This window comes from Pedobacter zeae (genome assembly GCF_014196715.1).
GTDB lineage: Bacteria > Bacteroidota > Bacteroidia > Sphingobacteriales > Sphingobacteriaceae > Pedobacter > Pedobacter zeae.
This window is the reverse complement of record NZ_JACIEF010000003.1, coordinates 90,264-114,614: the sequence shown is the minus strand read 5'-3', so window position 1 is coordinate 114,614 and position 24,351 is coordinate 90,264. Positions and strand designations below refer to the sequence as shown.

Below are 24,351 nucleotides of genomic sequence, written 5' to 3'. Positions count from 1 at the left end.
TCGAAAATGATAAACTATTAGCTTCGGTATCTGGTGTTTAAAGTAGTGATTATTTTCGAATCATTTTACGATTACTCGCTGTTGCGCAATAATTTATTGTTAATTTTTTTTTAAAGCGCTTTTGGGCATTTACCAGTTTTGTTATCTTGCATCACCAAACGATATCTTGATGAACGAAAACGCTCTCCGGCCTTCTGAAAATTTTAAGAAGATGGCTGCCAGGTCTGTACAGGCTATTATCTTATTTATGGCCACCTATGTTATACTAGTAATATTTACATTGGCGCTAACTGCAGTTTCCTGTTATTTAGGAATAAAGCTTATGCAATATATCCGTTCATCCATAACTTTTATATTGGGCATAGGTTTGATCGGCTTTGGATTTATGATCCTTTTTTTTCTGGTCAAGTTTGTATTTAAGAGTAATAAGCTGGACAGATCTCATTTATTGGAAATTACGAGGGCCGACCAGCCAGAAATTTTTAAGATGATTGATGAGATAGTTTTAAATGTACGAACAGATTTTCCGAAAAAAGTATATCTATCGAATGAAGTTAATGCTTCCGTTTTTTATGATTCAAACTTTTGGAGTATGTTTTTCCCCGTCCGCAAAAATCTGATAATCGGATTTGGACTGATCAATACTACCACGGCTGATGAACTACGTGCAATATTGGCCCACGAGTTTGGCCACTTTTCGCAAAAGAGTATGAAAGTTGGTATTTATGTATACCAGTTTAATAAGATTGTTTACGATATGCTTTATGAAAACGAAAGCTATGATAAAGTAACACGGGGTATAGCGGGTGCAAGTTCCTATATTAGTATTTTTGTGTTAATTTCCGATAAGATAATTGGTTTAATGCAGCAGATTCTGGTGCGTGTTTATCAGGTTTTAAGTGAGAGTTATAGCAAGCTTTCGCACGAAATGGAATTTCATGCCGATGCAGTTGCTGCAGTAACCGTAGGTTCTAAACCGCTTATTGATTCGTTATTGCGCATGCAGCTTGCAAGCCGTTCTGTTGATATTATTTATAATTATTACGAAAGAAAAATAGATGATTGTATCATATCGAAGAATATTTTTCCACAACAGATTTTAGTAATGAATTTTTTGGCTCAAAGGAATAAACTGCCTTTCGAAAATGGATTTCCACAGGTAAGCATCGGCTATTATAACAGGTTTAACAAATCAAAAATTTCTTTTTCCAATCAATATAGCTCACATCCAGAAACTGATGAACGTATTAAAAGATTAAATGATCTCGGAATTCCCGTAGTAAAACCATACAATGAGATGGCGAACAAGCTACTTGTTGATCAGGAAAAAATTGCTGAAAAATTTACGGCACAGATATTCCAGCATGCAGTTTATCGAGAACAACCATCGCTCCAGCAGTTGAGTGACTTTGAAGCCGATTTTTTGAAAGAAAATGACCAAAATTCCTACCCAGATATTTTTAATGGTTATTTCGATTATAGAAATCCATATCATCAATTTAATGCAGATGCGTTTGAACTCCCAACGATTTCATCTGAATTGAACGTTGAAGAGTTTTTTGATGATAACAACTTAAGCGTATTGTATGAGCTGAAGGCCTTGGAAGCTGATCTGGCTATAATAGATAATATAGATTCGCAGGTGATCAATGTTAAAACCTTCAACTATGATGGTAAAAAGTATTCTCTTGCTGATTGCAGGGCGATGATTGATTATTTGAAGAATGAAATCAGCAAGAAAAATGAACAATTGGTCCTGCTTGATGAGAAGGTTTTTGAATATTTTAGGTTTTTGGCAAAAGAAAATGAAACTGAAGCAACATTTAAATCGCTTTCGATCAAATATAAGCGAGTGGCAGAAGAGTTTACTGTTCAGGAGCATGCTTATTCAGATCTGGCCAATGCAACTAGATTCATGCATACATCAGCATCCAAGGAAATGATTAAAAGAAAGATGGTGGTGGTTAAAAAAGAAGAGAGGAAATTTAAAGACTGCCTGCTTGCAATTGTTAATAATGATGAGTATGCCAGTTTAATAACCGAAGGGGCAAAGACGGCCCTTGCGGATTACTTAAAGCATGATTACAAGTATTTTGGGGCAGATCTTTATTTTGATGAAGAAATCAAAGACCTCTTTTTTGCAATGAATTTTTTTGGCGGAGTAATAGTGGAACGACATTTTCTTGTTAAAAAAGAACTTTTGGAATTTAGCTCTAAATTGACAAACCCGGTACTTAGTTAGCATAAAAAGCCAGTAACTGGTACTGGCTTTTATGCTGCTTATTCCGCATCCCGGTTTTTATTTACCATTTGGCTATCCCTCGTATTTTTCTGCACCGTAATGGCGCCAAAAAGCGAGAGTAAAAAGGCAAAGGCGTAAAAACCTTTTTCGCTTGGCAATAAAGTGGCATTCCATAAACCAATTACCAATAAAGTAATGGTTAACAGGGTAGAGAACCAGCTAAGGCCATAATAAATTTCTGTTACAGGTATGCCTTCCAGTTTATCGCGGACAGCTTTCTGTAAAGAGATTACAGCAAAAAGGCCAAACATCAATACGGTAAAATAATATCCTTTTTCGTTGAGGAGCATATCCGAACGCCACAGCCCTACAATGAAGCCGATCATTCCGATACCTAATGCAATCCAAGCGGCTGCCACAAATGCATTTGAGGGTTTTTGATTCATGGTTTTGAGGTTTAATTTAATTCTTTACAAAACGTTAAAGATTGGCAAAAGGTATAAAAATTATCAGGAAGCCTGTTAAATTATTTTCAAAAACCACATAAATTGCTTTATAGAAAATCAAACAAAATTTGATATTTCGTATTATAGCTTATAATCTTACTCCTTACCGATATGCGAACGTTGCTTACTTCTGCCCAGATGCGCAGTGCCGATCAGTTTACCATTGCCAATACGCCCATTGCATCAATCGATTTAATGGAAAAAGCTGCCAGGGCCTTTGTTCAGTGCTTTTTGAGAGATGAGTTTGATACCAATAAAAGTGTGGCTATTTTTTGTGGAAAGGGCAATAATGGTGGCGATGGATTAGCTATTGCCCACTTGCTGTTGGCCAACGGTTATGAAAATATTAAAGTTTACCTTGTTAACTTCAGTAAAAAGCAAAGCGACGATTTTGCCATCAACCTGCAGCGGATAGACGAATCGAGATGTAAAAAAACAGTAATCAACCACCCTTCCGAACTCAAAACCCTGAAAGCAGATTTGATTATCGATGCCATTTTAGGTTCGGGTTTAAACAAAGCCTTGGCTGGCGACTATGAGGAACTGGTTCAGTTTATTAACAAACAGCAGAAGAAGGTTTATGCTGTTGATGTCCCTACAGGTTTTTTTGCAGAAGGAAAGCTGCCTGAAAATTATAATGGCATAAAAGCTTATAAAACCATTTCTTTTCAACGGCCTAAAATTAACTTTTTTTTCCCTGAATCGGCTGTCGCGACTGAAAGATTCGATGTTGTAGACATTGATCTGGATGAGCCATTTATCCAGAAACAGGATGCTGGTTTTTATTTGATAGAAGAAAGCGATATTCGGAAAACGCTCCACCCAAGAAAATTGTTCAGCCATAAAGGCACCTATGGGCATGCGCTGATTATTGCAGGAAATACTAACACTATGGGCGCCGCTTTGCTCTCTTCAATGGCCTGTTTACATACAGGAGCGGGTTTAACCACCGCATGTATCCCACAGAGTGGATTAATAGCTTTGAATACCAGCTTGCCTGAAGTAATGGCATTGCCAAGAGATGAATACACCCGGATTGATAACCCTAAGAAATATCAGGCTATTGCTATTGGGCCAGGTTTGGGAACCATGCCCGAAAATGAAAAATTATTGGAAAATTTAATCCTGGCCAATCAGCCCTTAATTATTGATGCTGATGCCTTAAATATTTTGAGCGAAAGACCAGATCTGAGGGACAAACTTGCTCCAAATACCGTTTTAACCCCTCATATGAAAGAATTCGACCGCTTGTTTGGTGAGCATAAGAACTGGTGGGACAGGGTACAATCGGCAAAAGAACAGGCAAAAAAACTCAAAATCGTTATCGTTCTTAAAAATCAATATACTTTTATCTGCCTGCCAACCGGCAAGGTACTTATTAACCCAACGGGTAACCCCGCAATGGCACAGGGAGGAATGGGCGACACCCTAACCGGGATTATTGCGGGCTTTATGGCACAGCAATACTCAGCAATAGATGCTGCCGTTTTGGGCTGTTATATTCATGGAAAGGCAGGCGATGAGCTGGCAAAAGATCATTTCGTGGTTACAGCATCACAATTAGCGGTAAACATAGCTAAGGAAATAAAAACACTCATTAGTAGCTAAGGCTATAGAAAAACCGTTGGTCGATCTATCGTTTTTACAGCTAAAGATTTATAGTTTAGGAACTATTTAATATCAGATATCTTAAAAAAAGGAAGACAGAATTATTATGGCACAAAAAGAGTACACACTGAACGAGCTTATTCGTGAATCAGCAGAAAATCCTGCTGAAAACGATTTTTTTGAACTGGAAAAACCGGCCATGCTGGAGATAAACCTTAAAAATCAAAAAATCCTGGCCAAGGCTGGTTCCATGGTGGCTTATATTGGCAATATCGATTTTAAAAGGGAGGGCTTATTGAGCAAAGGATTGGGTGGGTTGTTAAAAAAAGCTATTTCCGGCGAAGGTACTTCGCTGATGCACGCAGCCGGAACAGGTAAACTTTATTTAGCCGACGAAGGCAAAAAAGTTAAAATCATTAAACTTCAAAACGAAGCCGTTTTTGTAAATGGAAATGATGTGCTTGCCCTGGAAGAAAACATCAAGAACGAAATTAAGATGTTGAAAAGCATTGCAGGAATGATGAGTGGCGGTTTATTTCAGGTAAAACTATCAGGAAGTGGCTACATTGCCATTACCACCCATGGCGAACCTATTTTATTAAGGGTTTCGGCCAGCCAACCCGTATATACCGATCCCAATGCTACGGTAGCCTGGTCTGAAAACCTAAGCCCAAACATCAAAACCAATTTAACTTTTGGTTCTTTCATCGGCAGGGGAAGTGGGGAGTCATTTCAGCTCGAATTTTTTGGTGAGGGATGGGTTTTGGTACAACCTTACGAAGAAGTGAAATATGCGGCTAAGTCGTAAAATATAATATTCCTTGGTTCAGGGGTGCATAAACTTGGGCATTAAATCTTAATCGCCTAATGGTTATCCCGACTGAAGCGTAGTGGAACCCGTGCCCATACAGGCAGGGAAAGATCTATTCATCCAGATTTAGCTTCGCTGAGCACTTCGTGGTTCTCGATTTCCCTACACTCGAAATGACGAATTACTTCGTTTAAAAATAAAAAATCCCGGCATTGATGAAATGCCGGGATTGAATATATTAATTCGTTATTTTTATTTAAACGCCACCCATTACGGTAAGTTTCTCCATAGTTGGATTAATGCTTCCGCCCATAGGCTCTAAAGTTACGGCAAAAGCCTGTGCTTCCTGGATGGCCTGCATTTTTACCAGTGCCTCATTATTGGTCGAATCGGTTTTTCCGAAAACACCTAAACTTACCGGTTTGCCGTTTACCAGAGCCCATAACTGATATTCATGTTCGGCATCGGGTTTTGGTAAATCCATCGCGACATAATTGATCAGTACACTTTTATCTTTCTTGTTCCAAAATACCTTCATTTTAGAAGTAGGACTAAATGGCTGGCCAGTCATGCGTATGGTTGCCCATTCCTTACTTTCGGCCATGGCAGCAATATTATTCAGCCCCTGGTTCTCAAATTCCAGCTTGCTTACCACCCCGGCAAATTTTTGTTTATCGAGGTTTAAATTTGCAATCTGATCGTGCGCATCACTTAACTTATTGTAAGTAATAAACAATGCCGCCGTACTGATGATCAATAAAGCTATACAGGCTACTAAAGCATATCGTAATACCCTCACTTTGGCATCACTTCCATCCAAACGTATAATTTTTGGTTCTTCAGTATAAATTGGTGCGGGTTGAACATTCACATTCTCCTCAACCTCACTTAATCCCAACTTTTCGAATAATCTTGTTTCTACATCTGCAGATGGCTCTACAGCATTTTGCATAGCATATTGCTCCATAGCCTGCTCAATGGCAGCTATTTCATCTCTTACTTCAGGGTATTGAGATGCCATTTCCTCAACCTGTAACGTTTCTTCAGGTGATAAATCACCTAAAACGTACAGCTCAAGTACTCCAGATTCGATATATGCTTTTAAATTTTCCACGCTCAATTAAAATTCCTTCTCAATTCAATAATAGCCAGCCGGATCCGGGTTTTCACCGTACCTAATGGCAGATCTAACTTTTCTGCGGCTTCAACATGAGTAAAACCTTTATAATAAACTAAATCAAGAACTGCTTGTAAATCTGGTTTAAGGTTATCTACAAGTTGTTTAACACCAACAATATCGGGATTAAATGCAACCTTGTTTTGCTCATCAACGAAACTTACGTTATTTTCTATATCTTGGTTTTTGAGTGAATTCTTAAAATCTTTAGAACGCAGCTTGTCGATCGATAAATTGCGGGCAATATTCATCATCCACGTAAACAAACGTCCTTTGGTATGATCATAGTGTGTTGCTGACTGCCATATTTTTACAAAAGTTTCCTGTAAAACATCTTCTGCAAGTTCTGTGTGGGTAATAATGCGTGAAATAACACCATAAAGAGCTGATGAATACATGCTGTACAGTATTTTCAGGACCGCTGGATCTTTCGATTGCAGTGCTTGAACAAGTTCTGGCTCGGTTAGGGTTAATTTTTTTAATGCAGTCACTATAGTCGCTAAGATACGATACAGAACACCAAAAGCAAAAAAATGTTTTATAAATGCATTCCCTAAAGGAGTAACCCGCAAAACACTTTAATTCCTACGTAATAAGTGGACTATCCAATCCCTTCAATTGGGAAAAGGTGTTTTTCAGCATGGTAAGATGAACGCACCAACGGACCACTTTCTACATATTTAAGTCCTTTAGCCAAACCAACTTCTTTATACATCGCAAACGTATCCGGATGAATCCAGTCTACAACCGGATGGTGGTTACGGGTTGGCTGTAAGTATTGACCTAAGGTTAAAATGTGAACACCATTGGCTACCAAATCGTCCATGGCTTCAAAAATATCCTCTTGGGTTTCGCCCAAACCTAGCATAATACCTGTTTTTGTTCGTAAACCAAAGTCTGAAATCCTTTTTAAAGCTTCTAAACTTCTGTCGTACTTAGCCTGGATACGCACCTGTTTGGTTAAACGTTTAACGGTTTCCATATTATGCGAAACCACTTCCGGACGTTCCTCTAAAACGCGGTATAAATTATCCCACTGACCTTTAAAATCAGGAATTAAGGTTTCTAAGGTCGTAATCGGGCTTTCCCTACGGATGGCTTGCAATGTTTCGGCCCAGATAATCGATCCGCCATCCTTTAAATCATCACGATCTACCGAAGTAATCACGCAATGTTTAACACCCATTAATTTTACCGAATTGGCTACACGGTTTGGCTCATCTATATCAACTGCCAGTGGCCGACCTGTAGCAACTGCACAGAAAGAGCAGCTCCGGGTACAGATGTTCCCCAAAATCATGAAAGTTGCCGTACCTGCACCCCAGCACTCGCCCATATTAGGGCAATTTCCACTTTCACAGATGGTATGCAACTTATGTGTGTCTACTAAACTGCGAACTTGTGCATATTCTTTACCAACAGGTAATTTTACACGTAACCAATCTGGTTTACGTTTAACTTCAGTTACAGCAGGTACTACCGGTAAATCAATCATGCTACAAAGTTAATGAATAGGATTGAATTGTTGCAATGCCGAAATGTTTGAGGGTTGTAATAAATGCTAGGTATGGTTAACTGGTTTATTGTTTAAATTGGTTAACTGTGAGCAACCTGCAAAGCGGGAGGAAAACTCGCAAAGCCGGCACTAGTCTTTGCACGGGCAGACTTCGCAAGTGTGCTGGGCTAAAGGTCTCTTTCGAAAGCAACCTGCCGTTTATTTTCTGCAAAACCAACCCGTTCGTAAAATTTATGGCTTTCAGTACGTTTGGTATTGCATCTTACTTTTAGTTTTTCCACCTGCCACTTTTTTGCCCATAGGTTTATGCGTTCTATTAACTGTTTACCGATGCTTAGGTTTCGGTACCCTGCATCCACAACCAGGCCGCCAATTTCGACAAAAGGATCAGATTCTATCCTTAAAGTATAAAAGCCATGAATCCAGCCTACTACTTTATTTTCGGCTATCGCAACAAATGCACAGTTTTCGTTACTATTATTGATGTGTTTTATCCTGGCTGATGTTTGCTTGATATTACTTTCGTAACCCAGCTGTTTAGAAAGTGCGGTCACGCTTTCTGCATCTTGTTCCGAAATTTCTCTTATCTGAACCATTTATTGACATTTGATAGGTAAATCTAAAATAGGGATTTAAATTCGTTCTATGGGTTTACAAGTCAAAAGTACAGCAATAACCAAACTAAACCCTATTGAAGCGACAGCCTGGGCCCCTTCGGCGAAGCTATAGCGCAAAGAGGGACTACTGTTACCGATGAGCAGCAGGGTACCTTTCCTGGTGTTTGAGAAAAATCAATGCTATAAATCAATATTGTTTTACTGTCAGATAATAACATCTTACAGCACGGATAAATGCGGCCTGTAAATGTTAGTCAAAAATCATAAGCTAAACATTGCAATTTTAAGGGTTTCAACTTTCTAACTAAATCTTACATTTGCAATATGAATACTGGCTTACAGCTTTACAATACGCTTTCGCGCAAAAAAGAACTCTTTCAACCCTTAAATGCACCCAATGTGGGCATGTATGTTTGCGGACCTACCGTTTATAGCGATGTGCACCTGGGCAATTGCCGCACTTTTATTTCATTTGATTTGATTTTCAGGTATCTTAAATATTTGGGATATAAGGTTCGCTATGTGCGCAATATTACCGATGCAGGGCACCTCGAAGGTGATAGGGATGAGGGCGATGATAAGTTTGCAAAACGTGCAAAGCTTGAGCAGCTTGAGCCGATGGAAATTGTGCAGAAATATACTTTAGGTTTCCACGAGGTATTACGCATGTTCAATACGCAGCCGCCAAGCATTGAGCCAACTGCTACCGGCCATATTATTGAACAGATTGAAATGATTAAGGTGATTATTGCCAACGGTTACGGTTACGAAGTAGATGGCAATGTATATTTCGATGTAGAAAAATACAGCAAAGAATATAACTATACCATATTAACCAACCGCAATCTTGAAGACATGCTGAACAATACCCGTGAGCTGGGCGGACAGGATGAGAAACGAGGCAGGTTGGATTTTGCGCTTTGGATAAAAGCTAAACCCGAAACTTTAATGCAATGGCAATCGCCATGGGGCATGGGTTTTCCGGGCTGGCATATCGAATGTTCGGCCATGAGTGCCAAATACCTGGGTGCCGAATTTGATATTCATGGTGGTGGAATGGATTTAGCAGCGACACACCATACCAACGAAATTGCACAATCTGAAGCCTGCAGTCATAAACAGCCTGCACGTTATTGGATGCACACTAACATGCTAACGGTAAACGGTACGCGCATGTCTAAATCGGCCGGCAATGGTTTCCTTCCCTTAGAGTTGTTTACCGGCGACCATCCTTTACTGAAAAAAGGTTATAGCCCGATGACGGTAAAATTTTTTATGTTACAGGCACATTACCGTAGTACCCTGGATTTCTCTAACGATGCATTGGATGCCTCAGAAAAAGGCTTTCGCCGCTTAATGGCTGCTATTGGCCTGTTGGATAAACTGCCGGTTTCTGAACAGAATGATTTTGATATCGATGCATTGAAAGAGAAATGCATTGCTGCCATGAATGATGATTTTAACAGCCCGATTTTAGTTGCCGAACTGTTTGAAGCTGTACGTATTATCAATACCGTTTATGATAGTAAAGGCAAAATCTCTGCTGATGCTTTAGAAAAGTTAAAACAACTCATCAACGATTTTGTATTCGACATTTTAGGGCTGAAAGATGAAGACGCCGGAGGAAACGACTTAAATGGCGTATTAGAAATGGTTATTAATTTAAGAACAGAAGCAAAAGCCAATAAGGATTACGCAACTTCTGATCGTATCCGGATTGGTTTACAGGAGTTGGGCATTCAGCTTAAGGATGGTAAGGAAGGAACTACCTGGAGTAAAGCTTAGGTAGTCCGGAAGTTCATTCTCCCTTTTAAAAGGGTGGGGAATGAAAAAGCAAGGAATGAAAAATGAATAAAAAACTTTTAATACTGCCTTTATTAGCTTTAATAGGATTGGAGGCATGCCAGAATAAAACAAAGCCAGATGCTGAAGAGAATGGTAAAGAAGTGACGTTAAAGCTTTCTTCACCCGATTTTAATGCAGATAGTGCTTATTCCTATACCAAAGCTCAGGTAGATTTCGGTCCGCGGGTACCGGGAACTGCAGCTCACCAAAAATGTGCAGATTACCTGGTGGCCAAACTAAAATCGTTCGGTGCAGATGTTAAGGTTCAAGGCGAAAAAACAACCACTTACGATGGTAAAAGTTTTCAGTTAAAAAATATCATAGCTGTTTTTAACCCTGCACAAAAGAACAGGATTTTAATTACTGCGCATTGGGATGCCAGGCCTTTTTCTGATCAGGATCCCGATCCGGCCAACCATAACAAGGCCTTTGATGCAGCAAATGATGGAGCCAGCGGTGTGGCGGTAATTTTGGAAATGGCCCGAAATATACAGCAGAAACAACCAAATGTTGGGGTTGATTTTGTGCTTTGGGACCTTGAAGATTATGGTAAAGCCAATGATGAAACACCTGATGAAACCACCTGGTGTTTAGGTTCGCAATATTGGGCTAAAAAGGCCATTGCTTCGGGTTATAAAGCCCGGTATGGTATTAACCTCGATATGGTTGGGGGAGGTAATGCACAATTTACCCAGGATGAAATTTCGCGTCAGGCTGCGCCCGATGTGGTAAATAAGGTGTGGGATACCGGCAATGAAATTGGTTATTCTTCTTATTTCACTAAAATTCCGAGTGGCAAACTGGTTGATGATCATTTCTGGATGAACAAAGCAGGCATTCCTTCTATTGATATTATCCATTATAATGATAACAGCGGTTTTTACATTAACTGGCATACCCAATCGGATAACCTGGCGAATATTGACAAAAACACCCTGAAAGCAACCGGCCAGACTGTTCTGGAAACCATTTACAGGGAACAATAACCGGTAACAATGTTTAATTGTTAATTATTTTTAAGACCATACACCAAAGAAAATTTTATATTCGCCAAACAATATTATCTTATTCAATAATGAAAAAACTATTTTCAACTGCAGTAGCTTCGCTTTTAGTCTTGGGTGCTTTTGCCCAGAAGAGTGATGGCACAACCAAATCTTTAGTAAATGCCGAAAAGGAATTTGCTAAATCAGTTGCCAAAAATGGAGATAAAGAAGCTTTCCTGGATTATTCATCTGCAACAACCTTAGTGTTCAGACCCAATCCGGTTAATGCCAAAACTTTTTACACAGGTAAAGCAGAAACTCAAAATGATATAAGCTGGACAGCCAATCTGGCAAAGGTATCGCGCAGTGGCGATTTAGGCTTCACCACCGGACCTTACGAAATCGGTACTTCAGAAAAAAAATATGGCCAGTACCTTTCGATCTGGAAATCAGAAAATGGCAGATGGAAACTGGCGATCGATCTTGGAACAGAAAGTAACAAACCTTTAGCAAAGGTCAGCCAGTCGTTTGTTGAACCAAAAGACCACGTAGCACCGAAGTTTTTAAATGAAAGAGAAATTAAAGCAGGCAGGGATATCATTTTAACTACAGAGAAAACATTAAATACCTTGCTTAAAACACATGGTATTGCAGCATTCGGAGGCTTTTTAACCAATGATGCACGTTTACTCTTCCCCGGTAATGAAGCCATTAACGGAAAAGGAAAAATTCTTGCTTTTTATAATAGCATGATCAGCAAGATCAACTTAAAAACCACTGGGGTAGATAAAGCGATCGGTAGCGATTTGGCTTATACTTATGGGGTGGCCACAATTGATTATAAGGCTGATTTACGTGAGAGCTTTAATTATGTTTTCGTTTACGAAAAAGCGGCCGATGCAAGCTGGAACTTAATTGTACAGGCTTTTGTACCGGCTGAAAGATAAAATAACAATGTGAATTAAAAAGGGCCATCGATAAAAAGAGGCCCTTTTTTTATGTCGGCACTTTGCCTTTACCTGAAGTTCCTTTCCGTTTAGCCCCGATTGAAGCGGCATCCCCCCGATTTTTCATCGGGGATATAGTGGAAAGCAGGAACAAACGCTAAAAACAGCACAGTTTTTGCGCTTCAAAAAGAAATTTTTCTAATAAAATTGTCCATTTTACGTTTAAAATCTATGCATAAAAAATTACTTCTCTTCTCTGCTCTCGCTTTATTATGTTTCAATGTTTCGGCGCAGAAAAAGAAATTCGATATCCAGGGTAAAGCAGGTGCACGTGGTATTATGCCCGAAAATACCATCGAGGGGATGTTAAAAGCACTTGATTTAGGTGTTACCACCCTCGAAATGGATGCCGTTATTTCTAAAGATAAACAGGTGGTACTCTCGCAGGAACCTTATTTTAACAATGAAATATCCTTACAGCCCAACGGGAAACCCATTACATTGAAAGACCAAAAGAAATTCAATATCTATCAGATGGATTATGAGGAGGTTAAAAAGTTTGATGTGGGCAGTAAGGTGCATAGCCGCTTTCCCGGACAAATGAAGTTTAAAGCGTATAAGCCATTACTTACTGAAACAATTGATGCGGTTGAGGCCTATGTTAAAGAACATAAACTGGCCAAGCCCATGTACAGTATTGAAACGAAAACAATTAAAAATGGCGATAATGAATTTCACCCTGAACCTGCAGAATTTGTAGACCTGATTATGGAAATCATTAATGCAAAAAAATTGAGTAAAAGAGTCATTATCGAATCGTTTGATATGCGCACGTTGCAATATCTGCATGAAAAATACCCTAAAATACAAACCTCGCTGTTGATTGATGAAAAAGAGCCTTTTGAGGATTATATCGAAAAACTGGGTTTTAAACCGACTATTTATAGCCCTTATTCGGTATTGGTAGGAAAAGGCCTGGTAGACCGCTGTCATGCCATGGGCATTAAAATTATCCCGTGGACAGTAAATACAGTAAAAGAACTTAAATATTTTATGGATTTAGGTGTAGATGGTGTACTTACCGATTACCCTAATATTATGGGGCAATTGGATAACTAGTCTTAATCTATCGGTCGGTGTCTCACCGACCAGTAGAAGAGGTAAACAAAAAAAGCGCTGATTTCAGCGCTTTTTTTATGACTTTATTAATAATGCCTAGTGGTGCGATTCTGTAGCTTCTGTTTGGTAACCTTCTGTTTCGCCGTGAGAAGCAGCTTTTTCGTGACCTGGGAAAATTGGTCTGGTGAAAGCCACAAGCAGGATTAAAACAATAATCCAGGCTGTTAATGGTAATGCCCAAATGCCTTTAGTTTGCTGAACAGGCGCATGTGAATCGTGAGCTGACATATCGAATATTTTTGATTTTAAAATTTATGCTTTGTAATTGTGTGGTAAAGATAATAACAAAATTAAAATAAAAAGATTAAAAGGCAATTTGTATGTAAAAGCATGGGATAAAGGTTATGCCCTTTATCCCTGCAGCTCATAAATCATTTTTTTGGTGCTGTTCATTTTGCTTTTAATGCGGTCCTGATGTTCGCGCAATGCATTGTGCTCATCCTGGATGGCATTGAAGAGTTCAGCTTTTTTGAAATAGCTGGCTGCTTCGGCAAAATTTTGTTGTTGCTCTGCATATAAACCCAGGCTTTCATAAATATGAGCTTCGCAAACACCAGCAACCCTTAAAGCTTTATCAGCGATTTGTTTTACCAGTTTATGCATTTTAAGTGTAATCACCAGTTTTAAATAAGGGACGTAAACTTCCGGGAAGTCAGCATCCAACTCGGTGCAGCGTTTATAATAATAACCTGCGGTTTTGTAATCCTTAAAACGGTTGTGGTAAATATTTCCCAGCTGAAAATAAGCCCTGGCATAATCAGGGTCGAAAGTAATCAGCTCATTAAAATACTGAAGTGCTTTAGGCAGTTCGCCCCAGTGCAGCTCTTCAATGGCCTGTAGATATTTTTCCTCTACAGTAGTATAAATGTCCATAACAGATATGTTAAATTTTGATAAGCAGTAATTGCTTAGCAAATGGGTAATTAAATTGATTTTTAAAATTGGATTTTATGCGCTGATGGCAAAAAATACTAAGGGTTGGGAAGGAAATTTACATCAATACCCAAACCCTTTATGCCACAAGACTGGCTAAAGTTCATTTTTTGGATATGTAGTTGATATAGCATTGCTGTAAATTTGACGCAAAGATATTTATTTCCAGTGAATTGCAAGCGGTTTTTTTGAATAATGTTGATTTTAGTGGTCGTCAGCTTTGGTTCACAATTTTTGCGATAATAAATGTTGTAACCAGGCAATACAGAAAATTCTGATTAATTAAGTCAATATATCAATAAGAACGATGTTGATCGGTAAAGTAACTATGGCCAAAATAATAAGAAATTCTTTTTTTGAACGCCCTTTACTTACCAGAAAAGGATAAGGAAAATAATGAAATAAAGAGATGTAATAAATAAAATGGTTACCATAATCGCCAAATCAGGCATGCCGCATCTTGGTTTTGTGCTTACTGGCAGGGTATGAAAAAATGTGAAAGTATATGCCCAGCTAACAAGGTAAAAACTTATGAATATTAATGAAATTATTCTTCGCCACATAAATGAAAGGATGGGATTTACAATTTCCATTTGCCTTTTAATCTTTAATACCGGCTATAGTAAAAAGGTAACCATCTGCTTTATGTTGATCTGAATTTGCAATCCTGATTTTGGGGAATCAAATAAGTACCCAGCGAAGCTAAATTGATGAAAACAGATCTCTCCATTCCACTGCGTTTCAGTCGAGATGACGAATGTTTAATTGATGCCTGTTTAGGTTAGTGAGGAGTACTTCGTTGGTCTGGATTTGCAATCCGGACCCTGGGTAAATCTTTAACCTTTTGAACCGGGAATACAACCCCGGTTAACGGCTACAATAAATCTTTAATAATTTTTTCGATGGATAAACCTTCGGCTTCGGCGCGATAGTTCCTTACAATACGGTGGCGTAAAATGGGTTCAGCTACTGCTTTTACATCTTCAATATCTGGAGAATATTTTCCGGTTACTGCTGCGTGGCATTTTGCACCCAACACCAAAAATTGCGAGGCACGCGGACCTGCACCCCAGCTGATGTATTTGTTTACTGCATCAGTAGCAAATTCTGTATTCGGACGGGTTTTTGCTGCCAGTTTTACTGCATATTCCAGTACATTGTCGGTTACCGGGATATCACGGATCAGTTTTTGGAAAAATTGGATATCGTCTGCATGGATAATTTTCTGCAGTTGAAGGGCTTTATTCCCGGTCGTGTTTTTTACGATGTTCAATTCGTCTGCAAAAGCAGGGTAGTTTAATTGAATATTGAACATGAAACGGTCTAACTGCGCCTCAGGTAGAGGATATGTTCCTTCCTGCTCAATTGGGTTTTGTGTAGCCAGCACGAAAAACGGCTTGGGCAGGGAATGTGTTTGGCCCGCTGCGGTTACCGATTTTTCCTGCATGGCCTCTAATAGGGCGGCCTGCGTTTTTGGAGGGGTACGGTTAATCTCGTCGGCAAGGATAATATTAGAAAAAACAGGCCCTTTTATAAACTTAAAGTGCCTGTCTTCTCCTAAAATTTCAGCACCGATAATGTCGCTTGGCATTAAATCGGGCGTAAACTGAATTCTGTTAAAATCGAGATCCAGAACGGAGGCCACAGTTTGTACAAGTAAAGTCTTAGCTAATCCGGGTACGCCCACCAACAGACAGTGTCCGTTGCTGAAAATGGCGATTAAAACCGATTTTATGATGTCGTCCTGTCCAACTACTGCCTTACTTATTTCGGCTTTGATATTGTTGAAAGATTGGTGAAGTGCATCAACAGCTTCTACTTCGTTCTTATACTGCATTGGCGTTATTTTGCGGCTGTGGTTTTTGTCCAGATTTTTAATTCGTCACAGTTGTTGAACTCGTCGTCGATTTTAATATAAGTATTTTCGCGGCGTTTCTCAAACCATTCGCTTAAAGTACGATTAATTTTATCACTTTGTGCAGCGTCCCTGATTTTTGGGAAATCCTGTTTCATATTTGCCTTATGCGGAGGTATTTTCGACTTTAAATATAAAATGCGGTAACCTTGTTTTCCATCGGCAGCGGTAAATAAATCAGGTTTGGAAACACCACCAATTTTCATGCTGTCGATTACCAAAAATACCGATGGATCCAATTTATCAACCGGAATAAAAGTACTTCTTGCCTGAACATTTTCGGCATTCAGCATCATACCACCATTGTACTTGGTTTCTTTGTTGTCTGAATATAGGTTTGCAGCGGCGGCAAAGCTTAATTTTTTGCCGATAATGTTATTATAGATACTATCTGCATGAAGTTTTAAACGGGTTAAACTCTCGGGGGTAGTTTTAGGCATAATTAAGATGTGCCGTACATGTACCTGTTCGCCACGGCGCTCCAGCACCTGTAAAAAGTGGAAACCATAATCTGTTTCGAAAACCGGCGAAATTTCTCCGGCTTTTAATTTAAATGCCCATGCAGTAAATTCCTTTACCATGGTATTTCTGTCGATAAAACCGTAATCACCGCCATCAGATGCAGAACCCGGGTCTTCCGAATAGGTTTTTGCCAATACGCCCATATCTTCTCCGGCTTTAACCCTCAAACGGAGTGCTTCTATTTTATCGCGGAATTTCTGTTTTTCGGCCCTGGTTAACTGAGGGTTTAAAATGATCTCACCAACTTCAACCTCGGTGTTGAATTCAGGGATGCTATCGCCAAGTGATTTGAAGTATTTTTCTACCTCCATTGGCGTAACATTGATATTTTCGGTAATTTTTTGCTGCATTTTCTGTGCAATCAGTTCATCTTTTACCGATGGCCTGATTTCATCTTTATACTGAAGAACCGATTTGTTCAGGAATTGCTCTAAACGTTCCTGGCCACCTGCCCGCTGCATACTGTAACGCATGCGTTTGTTCACCTCATCATCAACCGCACCGTCCTCAACCATTACCGAATCGATTTCGGCCTGTTGTTTAAGTAACTTCTGTGTTAAAGTCTGTTGTAAAATTTTACATTTGATCTCATCATTGGGCGGATTACCCTGATAAAGATATTGTGTGTATTGTTGGTTTAAATCTGACAGCAGGATAATATTGTTTCCTACAACAGCAGCAACTTTATCTACAGTATGCTTATTTTGGGCATAACTGTTTAAAAACAGGCTAATTAAAGCGGTTGCTACTAAAAAAACTTTCTTCATTCTATTTGTTATATTTTGCAAATTTAATACTTATGGTCAACTCTATCCATTTGGTTATAACCTGGCGAGTTTTTTAAGTTCATTTTCGTTAATCCTTACCTGGTATTTCTGTTTAAGGCTTTTCAGCCAGTTTTCTTCCAAATTTTGCTGGTAATCAGCAATTACTTCGCCCCTAACCTCACTTAAGGGTTTGCCGTAATCTTTTTGATTTTTGTTGTAAAAATCAATTATGGCCTGTTCATCTTCCTGTGCCTTGCTCCAGATTTTCTGCTCCGAAACATTGAACATTAAAACGCCTTCCCGGTATTCGTTCAATAAAAAATCACGGTCTTTATTGTTAACCCCAACTTTTTTATGCGCGGCTAAAACATCCTCGTAAGTTTTGATCTCTTCCTGGTAACTGGCACTTTTATCCAGTCCCATATCACGGGCATCCAAAACCTTAAGTTTAAAATTTATATACAAATTTAAATATGTTTGCAAGGTATCGTATGCCGTGCTCATGTTTCCGTTATGGCTTTTTTTATATGCCCACATAAACTCCTTGGTACTTATTGATTTACCATTAACCACGGCAACATTCTGTGCAAATGAAATGCCGTATATCAGGCTGAAAACAAATAAGCAATAAGCTTTCCTCACACAGAGTACTCTATAAATTTTAAGGGATAAAAGTAACAATTAGCGGCGCTATTATAAGATATTTAACTAATTTTAACAGAAATTATTATCCAGCAAAAATACGAATGGAAAACCAGGTTACCAACAATGCGAACGCTTTACGTTTATTTTTTACCGATGAGGTTTTTGTGGTGAAAGATGAAAGCATGCAAAAGCGGTCTGTAGGTAATCCTGAGCCTGTTTTTGCTGCGGGAAATGTTGCTGTAGCAGTAGAAAATAAAACAGTTTTAGATACAGAAATTGCCCGGATACCTGAGATTAAATCAACAACAGAGCCAAAAGTTTATCCGCAGGCACCTGAAATTCCGCGTATTGCCGAAGAACCAGTGCCCGAAAAAGTGTTTAAATTTTTAGGTGGAAATAAAAAATCGGTACTGATATTGGTGAACGACCAGCAGCATGATGTAAGTACCGAACAGGGTAGGGAACTGCTCCGGAAAATTGTTAAGGCCATTGACCTGGGAACACCCGATTTTGCGGTCTTAAATTATGCAAATTATAAAGGAACCGATTATATAGAGCTACACCGTTTTTTTAAACCACATATCATGTTATCTTTTGGGGTAGAGATTGCAGAATTAAAACTGAATCTTAGCTGGCAGGACGAAATTATTATTCACGACAGCACAAAAATTATTTTCGCGCCAAATCTTCATCATCTCGACAGTGATATTATCGCCAAGAAAAAGCTTTGGGGGCATCTTCAGAAAATTAAATAAGCGTCTCGCAAGTAACACATATTGAGAATTAAGTATCAAGTGCTGATATACGGCATTTTAATTCAACTCCAAAAAAACCTAAACCTTTACCCCCTCTTACCATGAAAAAACTTGTTTTCGCTACCAATAACCAACATAAAACGGAAGAAATACGTGCCGCACTTGAAGGTGAATACGAAGTATTGAATTTACAGGACATTGGTTGCTTTGTGGATATCCCTGAAACAGCCGATACTTTTGAAGGGAATGCAAGCTTAAAAAGTGGTTATGTGGCAGAACATTTCAACCTGGATTGTTTTGCTGATGATAGCGGTATGGAAGTGGCGGCATTAAATAACGAACCCGGCGTTTATTCGGCAAGGTATTCGGGGAGTAGGGACAGCATTGAAAATATGAGGCTTGTTTTGAAAAAACTGCAGGGAAACAGTAACAGAAAAGCCCGGTTTAAAACTGTAATTTCCTTGATGCAGGATGGCAGGAACCATATTTTTGAAGGTGTAATTGAGGGTACAATCAGAAAAGAAATCTCCGGATCAAACGGTTTCGGCTATGATCCGATCTTTCAGCCTGATGGTTATGATGTTACCTTTGCAGAAATGGATATGGCGCTGAAGAATACAATCAGCCACAGGGCAATTGCACTGAAAAAAATGATTGAGTTTTTGAAGGGGTAAAGCGTTACAGGAACTTTCTTTTCTTTTTGTTGCTTTGTCTATAAAAGTAATGATTTCTAAAGTCTCTTTTTTGGGCTTAATCTGGTATACAACAGATGTGTGCGGAATTATAATTCCCACATAAGCATGTTTTGTTTTGTATGTTTTTCTTGAAATGAAGGGTTCTTCAGATAAGTTTCAAGGTAGGCGAATACCCTGTTAACAAATTTTTTGACCTCAGTTTCTGTCCCAGTTTTCCTTTAATCAATGTTTTTCTGGAAAGTTTCACCATTAATTTATTGATTAACAAACTACATTTTAGCAACCGGTTTTTTCACCTGCGTAGTGTCTTTTTTCACCCGGATGGTATCCTTTTTCGGTAAAATCGCTTTAATGCCGAAGTTAGCGGTATCTGCGGGCTTAGTTGAAGGTAGTTTTTTATCCAGGTTTAAACTGTCCTTACCTGCAGTAACTGTGGCTTTGGCAACAGGAGGGTTTGAAACTGGCTTGGCAGGGGCAACGCTTGTTTTTGCAACCGCAACCGTTTTACCGGCAACTGTTTTAGCTTTTATTTTAGGTTTAGGCTTACCAGCCGAACCAATAGCATCTTTCTTAGATTTTGGCCGTTCGCTGGGTTTCCATGAAAAGCCTTTTAAAGCATGATCTTTCGCAATTTCGTTTTCCGGATTTAAAGCCCCTTCTACGCCCTTAATGTAAACAATATCCTCGATCGCGTTTTCCTTGTCCTTAAAAATAAATTTTATCCTGCTACTTAAGGTTTGGTTCATTTCTTTATAAACCTTCGTGCTGTCGTCCTGGGTATAATAGATACTTTCGGCATTGCCATCAACATAGAGGGTTTTCAATTTTCCATTAGAAAAGAAACCGGTCATCAACCGCCCTTTTATCTGGTTAAACCTTAGCGAATCAGCCGGTGTATTTACCAAAAATGCATTTCTGATGGCCTGTAAATTATTCAGCTTTTTGTTTTTAAATTGTACGTAAATCGTATCCCCAACCTGCTGCGAACCTTCCGACCATATAATCGGGTTGTTGTAACAGCGCAGGGTAGAATCGGCACTGGTGTAAAAAAGGCTGTCGGTTTTGGCCTGGATATTGGTTTTGAAAATTTTAACACCGTGGTATGCTTTAATAATACGCGTTTGAACGGTGTCAGCCGGATTAAACTTAGTTGTATCAGTTTTTAAAGCACCGGCTTTTAAATTTCCCAAAGCTTTTGTTAAACTATCTTTAGCGCCCGATATGACTGCTTTTTTCTGCAGGCTATCAACTTTGGCTTTTGAAAAATCCTTTACCGCTGGAAAAGCTTTGTCTGCGATCTTTTTTTGCAAACTATCGGCTCCTGTTTTGGCAAGTTTCCGTATCGCCGGGCCAGTCTTATTGGTTATATTTTTCTGTAAACTATCTGTTTTGAGTGTTTTAACGATAGAATCGGCCTTTCCCTTTAAAATATCACCTTTTTGCAAACTATCGGGGTTAATTTTGGGCAGTCCTTTCCCCAACGAATCTATTTTCGTTTTTAAACTATCAATGTTTTTATCTTTCAGATTCAGCTCTTCCTCCGTTTCGGAATTACCTTTATTGTTTTTCTTTTTGTCGGCCTTGCTGTTTCTCGCATTACGCTTATTTCTGTTTTCTTTTTGGACTGATTCAGCTTCAGGTTTATATTTTGGCTCGCTTTTTTCTTTCTTTCCACCATCTTCATCATCCTCCCCAACCTGGTTATCGGCTTTGATCGAGATTTTAGGAATTAGTTTTAAGGTTTTTTGCAGCACCATTTGGGTTTCCAGCGTATCAGCGCCCATCCATAAACTGTCGGGTCTTTTTTTATTCTTCACCATTATGGAGTCTTCCGTACCTATTCCTAAATAGGCATTCCGGGTAACCAAAGTCCGCTGATCCTGCTTGTAATAATAGCCCAAATCGCCAAACATTTTCATCTTATCTTTTGTATCAGAAAAGACAATGTTTTTAACCGCTTTACCCACTCCCAGTTTGCCATAGTAATACAGGCTATCGCCTTTTAAAGAGCGTGTACCCTGTGTATAAAGGTTTTTCTTTCCAAAAAAAGCGTCTTCCGTTAAGGTGTTGTATTGGCCATTTTCGGTATATAGGTTGTCATCTTTTCCCTTAATATTGGTTGGTCCATAAAAGTAGGTCCATTTATCATCGGTATTGTAACTCATCGTATCCGACTTGATGACCGATTGAGGCGTAACCACTACAACATCATACCGGAAGTAAGCAACATTTCTCTGGCTGAAATAATAACCGTTTTTACTGGTAAGCGTTACATCTTTATTTACAATCTTGCCTCCACTGGTATAGGTTCCGATTTTGGTCAGGGTGTTGTAATCAAGTATGTTAGTGGTTAGAACCGAAGTAGGATCAACCATTTTTACATTTCCTGTTAAATGTGCCTGTTTTTTATTTCCATCATACTCGAGCTGATCGGAATAGATATCGGTGGTAAGCTGGTTGATGTGCACATTTCTATAGGCTTCGAAATAGTTCCGTTCGCTATAAAATACAGCACTATCGCAGGCCAGGGTGGCATTATCCTGTTGAAAAACAACAAAATTAAGATAGGTTGCTTTCTTTTTAATATCGCCGGAAATATGTCGGTAAGAAACAATTTTAATTTTCGAAGCGGGTTGCTGACCGAATAAAAATACTGGGCTGATTAAAAGAAATAAAAAGACAAATAGTTTTTGCACACTACAAAGTTAGTTTTTTGTTCCGAACGTTCGGAATACCAGTTAAAATTAAATATTTTTGGTGGATGTTACCCTTGCAGCAATTTCGCGATTTTATTGAACAAGAACAGCTATTTTGGCAAGGTAACCGCATTCTTTTAGCGGTAAGCGGCGGTAAAGATTCTGTACTGATGTTACATTTGTTTAAAGCAATAGGTGTGGATGTTGGGGTAGCACATTGTAACTTTAATTTAAGGGGGGGCGAGGCGCAGCGTGACGAAAGTTTTGTTGCGCTTCTGGCCAAAAAATTAGGTTTACCATTTTATGTAACGCATTTTGATACCAAAAAATATGCTGCCGAACATAAAATTTCTACGCAGATGGCTGCCCGCGACCTCCGTTACCAATGGTTCGAAGAAATCAGGGTTAAGCAGCAATACGATTATATTGCCTTGGCCCAACATCAGAACGATGCGGTTGAAACGGTATTGATCAACCTTACCCGTGGCACCGGAATCAGCGGATTGCATGGTATTTTACCCAAACGCGACCGGTTGATCAGGCCATTATTATTTTTAAACCGGCAACAGATCGATGAATTGGTTAGCACCAACAACATGGAGTTTGTAGAAGACAGCTCGAATGCCAGTACCCATTATACTCGGAATAAGATCAGGTTGCAGGTGGTGCCGCATTTACAGGAAATTAACCCTAACCTCGAAAAAACCTTTGCCGAAAATATTTCCCGCTTTGCTGAACTGGAGACTTTTTTAAATGCAGAGGTTCAGAAACTGGGCGGTAAAATTTTAAATCAGCGCAGTGATGGTATTTATATTTCTTTAGCGGAGATTGCACGGTTAAACCCGCAAAAACTATTGCTTTACGAACTGCTTAAACCTTTTGGTTTTAGCGAAAGCCTGATACAGGAAATTTTAGATAACTTAAAGGCCCTGACGGGAACACATTTTTTTAGCGCTACGCATCAGGCCATTATCAACCGGGATGACCTGGTAATCGTTAAAAAAAACAAAATGGTTGCTGCAAACCAGTTTATCCATCCAACAGACAAAAGTATTGTTTTTGCCAATCATGAGATATTTTTAACCTTTACTGAAGAAATAAAGTTTGCTACAGGGCTGAATAAAGCTTTTGTAAATGCCGATAAGCTGATTTTTCCCTTAACATTTAGGAATTGGCAAAATGGCGATAAGTTTATCCCCCTGGGCATGCGCAGCTTGAAGAAAGTAAGCGATTATTTTATTGATGAAAAAGTTCCTTTACATTTGAAAGCCACCACACCGATTCTGGTTAATGGCAATGGCGAAATCATCTGGATTGTAGGGATGCGGCAGGATAACCGATATAAATTAACAACTGCAACCAAAAAAGTTGCTATATTCGAACTCAAAATTAAATAAGTGGAAAGCAAGTACGCCTATATCGAAAAACAGTACATCGGCCGCGATTATGTCCGCATTTTCATCCGGTTGATTATGGCTGCATTCTGTTTTGCGGCATACGTTTACGAACGCGACCGTGATAATACCCAGGATCTTTTCCTCGTTGTGGGGTTCGGCATTATAGGGGTTTCGATGTTGTTGCTTTTTTTAATCCAGTATAAAATCGTAGTGGACAATGGCAGCATGATTTTAGATGGCCTTTGGACTACCAAGCGTGTTAAAATAGATTTAAACAGCATTGTTGATGTACGTAAGGCTACCTACAGCCGTTATTTTTTTAATAACCCCGTGTACAACCTGCATACCAAGGGTACCATACGGTTTTATTCGTCGGGTAAGGATGCGGTTGTTTTAACCGATCGCGATGGCTTGGAATACTTTATCGGTACCCAAAGACCTAACGAACTTTTTCTCGTGATAAAGGAAGAAATGCGCGCCCTTAAATAATTTCATTTTTTATTCCCCGTTTGCTCAATATTTTATCTCCTGTTTTTGGCTTTAAAAAAGGCCCGATGAACCTGTTCTTCTGAATAAAATGCTCTTTATGGTA

Annotated in this window: 22 protein-coding genes; 11 read left to right on the top strand and 11 right to left on the bottom strand. The window is 39.1% G+C overall.

Annotated features, from left to right (window positions below):
• Nucleotides 1-169 precede the first annotated feature (169 nt).
• The gene (locus GGQ60_RS13485; protein ID WP_183765143.1) at nucleotides 170-2,242 is read left to right on the top strand and encodes a M48 family metallopeptidase; all 2,073 of its coding nucleotides are present in this window, start codon (nucleotides 170-172) and stop codon (nucleotides 2,240-2,242) included.
• 38 nt (nucleotides 2,243-2,280) lie between these two features.
• Here GGQ60_RS13485 and yiaA read toward each other — a convergent pair whose 3' ends face one another.
• A complete protein-coding gene (gene yiaA, locus GGQ60_RS13480) occupies nucleotides 2,281-2,688 on the bottom strand; it encodes an inner membrane protein YiaA (protein ID WP_183765140.1) in 408 nt (135 codons plus the stop codon).
• Nucleotides 2,689-2,859: 171 nt separating this feature from the next.
• Here yiaA and GGQ60_RS13475 point away from each other — a divergent pair, with 171 nt between their 5' ends.
• The gene (locus GGQ60_RS13475; RefSeq protein WP_229685114.1) at nucleotides 2,860-4,356 is read left to right on the top strand and encodes an NAD(P)H-hydrate dehydratase; all 1,497 of its coding nucleotides are present in this window, start codon (nucleotides 2,860-2,862) and stop codon (nucleotides 4,354-4,356) included.
• A 106-nt stretch (nucleotides 4,357-4,462) separates the two neighbouring features.
• Nucleotides 4,463-5,164: an AIM24 family protein gene (locus tag GGQ60_RS13470; protein ID WP_183765137.1), complete on the top strand. Its 702-nt coding sequence runs from the start codon at nucleotides 4,463-4,465 to the stop codon at nucleotides 5,162-5,164.
• A gap of 259 nt (nucleotides 5,165-5,423) precedes the next feature.
• On the opposite strand, the gene GGQ60_RS13465 is transcribed toward GGQ60_RS13470, so the two are convergent.
• From GGQ60_RS13465 to GGQ60_RS13450, 4 genes are all read right to left on the bottom strand, one after another.
• Complete coding sequence (locus GGQ60_RS13465; protein ID WP_183765134.1) at nucleotides 5,424-6,281, bottom strand: anti-sigma factor; 858 nt, start codon at nucleotides 6,279-6,281, stop codon at nucleotides 5,424-5,426.
• 2 nt (nucleotides 6,282-6,283) lie between these two features.
• Nucleotides 6,284-6,916, bottom strand: a complete 633-nt coding sequence (locus GGQ60_RS13460; RefSeq protein WP_308421189.1) for an RNA polymerase sigma factor — start codon at nucleotides 6,914-6,916, stop codon at nucleotides 6,284-6,286.
• Nucleotides 6,917-6,945: 29 nt separating this feature from the next.
• The gene (lipA, locus tag GGQ60_RS13455) at nucleotides 6,946-7,839 is read right to left on the bottom strand and encodes a lipoyl synthase (RefSeq protein WP_183765131.1); all 894 of its coding nucleotides are present in this window, start codon (nucleotides 7,837-7,839) and stop codon (nucleotides 6,946-6,948) included.
• Between the two features lie 188 nt (nucleotides 7,840-8,027).
• Nucleotides 8,028-8,456, bottom strand: a complete 429-nt coding sequence (locus GGQ60_RS13450) for a GNAT family N-acetyltransferase (RefSeq protein ID WP_183765128.1) — start codon at nucleotides 8,454-8,456, stop codon at nucleotides 8,028-8,030.
• Between the two features lie 345 nt (nucleotides 8,457-8,801).
• Between GGQ60_RS13450 and cysS the strand changes: the two genes are divergently transcribed.
• The 4 genes from cysS (at nucleotide 8,802) to GGQ60_RS13430 (ending at nucleotide 13,374) form a co-directional block, all read left to right on the top strand.
• Entirely contained in the window at nucleotides 8,802-10,262 is a 1,461-nt protein-coding gene (cysS, locus tag GGQ60_RS13445) for a cysteine--tRNA ligase (RefSeq protein ID WP_183765125.1), read from the top strand.
• A 62-nt stretch (nucleotides 10,263-10,324) separates the two neighbouring features.
• Complete coding sequence (locus GGQ60_RS13440) at nucleotides 10,325-11,308, top strand: M28 family peptidase (protein WP_183765122.1); 984 nt, start codon at nucleotides 10,325-10,327, stop codon at nucleotides 11,306-11,308.
• A gap of 89 nt (nucleotides 11,309-11,397) precedes the next feature.
• Nucleotides 11,398-12,255, top strand: a complete 858-nt coding sequence (locus tag GGQ60_RS13435; RefSeq protein ID WP_183765118.1) for a nuclear transport factor 2 family protein — start codon at nucleotides 11,398-11,400, stop codon at nucleotides 12,253-12,255.
• 231 nt (nucleotides 12,256-12,486) lie between these two features.
• Entirely contained in the window at nucleotides 12,487-13,374 is an 888-nt protein-coding gene (locus GGQ60_RS13430; RefSeq protein WP_183765115.1) for a glycerophosphodiester phosphodiesterase family protein, read from the top strand.
• 96 nt (nucleotides 13,375-13,470) lie between these two features.
• Here GGQ60_RS13430 and GGQ60_RS13425 read toward each other — a convergent pair whose 3' ends face one another.
• The 5 genes from GGQ60_RS13425 to GGQ60_RS13405 all read right to left on the bottom strand — a co-directional run bounded on the left by GGQ60_RS13425 (nucleotide 13,471) and on the right by GGQ60_RS13405 (nucleotide 18,213).
• Nucleotides 13,471-13,662: a hypothetical protein gene (locus GGQ60_RS13425; RefSeq protein ID WP_183765112.1), complete on the bottom strand. Its 192-nt coding sequence runs from the start codon at nucleotides 13,660-13,662 to the stop codon at nucleotides 13,471-13,473.
• A gap of 123 nt (nucleotides 13,663-13,785) precedes the next feature.
• Complete coding sequence (locus GGQ60_RS13420) at nucleotides 13,786-14,307, bottom strand: tetratricopeptide repeat protein (RefSeq protein WP_183765109.1); 522 nt, start codon at nucleotides 14,305-14,307, stop codon at nucleotides 13,786-13,788.
• Between the two features lie 934 nt (nucleotides 14,308-15,241).
• The gene (locus GGQ60_RS13415) at nucleotides 15,242-16,204 is read right to left on the bottom strand and encodes an AAA family ATPase (protein WP_183765106.1); all 963 of its coding nucleotides are present in this window, start codon (nucleotides 16,202-16,204) and stop codon (nucleotides 15,242-15,244) included.
• Between the two features lie 5 nt (nucleotides 16,205-16,209).
• Nucleotides 16,210-17,571: a peptidylprolyl isomerase gene (locus GGQ60_RS13410; RefSeq protein WP_183765103.1), complete on the bottom strand. Its 1,362-nt coding sequence runs from the start codon at nucleotides 17,569-17,571 to the stop codon at nucleotides 16,210-16,212.
• 54 nt (nucleotides 17,572-17,625) lie between these two features.
• Nucleotides 17,626-18,213 carry a hypothetical protein gene (locus tag GGQ60_RS13405; RefSeq protein WP_183765100.1) on the bottom strand — a complete coding sequence of 196 codons (588 nt, stop codon included), beginning with the start codon at nucleotides 18,211-18,213 and terminating at the stop codon, nucleotides 17,626-17,628.
• Nucleotides 18,214-18,317: 104 nt separating this feature from the next.
• Between GGQ60_RS13405 and GGQ60_RS13400 the strand changes: the two genes are divergently transcribed.
• Both GGQ60_RS13400 and GGQ60_RS13395 read left to right on the top strand, forming a co-directional pair.
• Nucleotides 18,318-18,971, top strand: a complete 654-nt coding sequence (locus GGQ60_RS13400) for a hypothetical protein (protein ID WP_183765097.1) — start codon at nucleotides 18,318-18,320, stop codon at nucleotides 18,969-18,971.
• Nucleotides 18,972-19,072: 101 nt separating this feature from the next.
• Nucleotides 19,073-19,645 carry a non-canonical purine NTP diphosphatase gene (locus GGQ60_RS13395; RefSeq protein WP_183765094.1) on the top strand — a complete coding sequence of 191 codons (573 nt, stop codon included), beginning with the start codon at nucleotides 19,073-19,075 and terminating at the stop codon, nucleotides 19,643-19,645.
• Nucleotides 19,646-19,935: 290 nt separating this feature from the next.
• On the opposite strand, the gene GGQ60_RS13390 is transcribed toward GGQ60_RS13395, so the two are convergent.
• Nucleotides 19,936-22,362, bottom strand: a complete 2,427-nt coding sequence (locus GGQ60_RS13390; RefSeq protein ID WP_183765091.1) for an OstA-like protein — start codon at nucleotides 22,360-22,362, stop codon at nucleotides 19,936-19,938.
• Between the two features lie 65 nt (nucleotides 22,363-22,427).
• Between GGQ60_RS13390 and tilS the strand changes: the two genes are divergently transcribed.
• Both tilS and GGQ60_RS13380 read left to right on the top strand, forming a co-directional pair.
• A complete protein-coding gene (gene tilS / locus GGQ60_RS13385; RefSeq protein ID WP_183765088.1) occupies nucleotides 22,428-23,759 on the top strand; it encodes a tRNA lysidine(34) synthetase TilS in 1,332 nt (443 codons plus the stop codon).
• Complete coding sequence (locus tag GGQ60_RS13380; protein ID WP_183765085.1) at nucleotides 23,760-24,248, top strand: hypothetical protein; 489 nt, start codon at nucleotides 23,760-23,762, stop codon at nucleotides 24,246-24,248.
• Nucleotides 24,249-24,351 lie beyond the last annotated feature (103 nt).

Bases quoted from the DNA above. Each gene is read 5' to 3' on its own strand.
- lipA (WP_183765131.1), bottom strand. From the start codon at position 7,839: ATGATTGATTTACCGGTAGTACCTGCTGTAACTGAAGTTAAACGTAAA.
- GGQ60_RS13430 (WP_183765115.1), top strand. From the start codon at position 12,487: ATGCATAAAAAATTACTTCTCTTCTCTGCTCTCGCTTTATTATGTTTC.
- cysS (WP_183765125.1), top strand. From the start codon at position 8,802: ATGAATACTGGCTTACAGCTTTACAATACGCTTTCGCGCAAAAAAGAA.
- GGQ60_RS13420 (WP_183765109.1), bottom strand. From the start codon at position 14,307: ATGGACATTTATACTACTGTAGAGGAAAAATATCTACAGGCCATTGAA.
- GGQ60_RS13425 (WP_183765112.1), bottom strand. From the start codon at position 13,662: ATGTCAGCTCACGATTCACATGCGCCTGTTCAGCAAACTAAAGGCATT.
- GGQ60_RS13485 (WP_183765143.1), top strand. From the start codon at position 170: ATGAACGAAAACGCTCTCCGGCCTTCTGAAAATTTTAAGAAGATGGCT.
- GGQ60_RS13395 (WP_183765094.1), top strand. From the start codon at position 19,073: ATGAAAAAACTTGTTTTCGCTACCAATAACCAACATAAAACGGAAGAA.
- GGQ60_RS13475 (WP_229685114.1), top strand. From the start codon at position 2,860: ATGCGAACGTTGCTTACTTCTGCCCAGATGCGCAGTGCCGATCAGTTT.
- GGQ60_RS13450 (WP_183765128.1), bottom strand. From the start codon at position 8,456: ATGGTTCAGATAAGAGAAATTTCGGAACAAGATGCAGAAAGCGTGACC.
- GGQ60_RS13415 (WP_183765106.1), bottom strand. From the start codon at position 16,204: ATGCAGTATAAGAACGAAGTAGAAGCTGTTGATGCACTTCACCAATCT.
- GGQ60_RS13400 (WP_183765097.1), top strand. From the start codon at position 18,318: ATGGAAAACCAGGTTACCAACAATGCGAACGCTTTACGTTTATTTTTT.
- GGQ60_RS13440 (WP_183765122.1), top strand. From the start codon at position 10,325: ATGAATAAAAAACTTTTAATACTGCCTTTATTAGCTTTAATAGGATTG.
- GGQ60_RS13435 (WP_183765118.1), top strand. From the start codon at position 11,398: ATGAAAAAACTATTTTCAACTGCAGTAGCTTCGCTTTTAGTCTTGGGT.
- tilS (WP_183765088.1), top strand. From the start codon at position 22,428: ATGTTACCCTTGCAGCAATTTCGCGATTTTATTGAACAAGAACAGCTA.
- GGQ60_RS13410 (WP_183765103.1), bottom strand. From the start codon at position 17,571: ATGAAGAAAGTTTTTTTAGTAGCAACCGCTTTAATTAGCCTGTTTTTA.
- GGQ60_RS13470 (WP_183765137.1), top strand. From the start codon at position 4,463: ATGGCACAAAAAGAGTACACACTGAACGAGCTTATTCGTGAATCAGCA.
- yiaA (WP_183765140.1), bottom strand. From the start codon at position 2,688: ATGAATCAAAAACCCTCAAATGCATTTGTGGCAGCCGCTTGGATTGCA.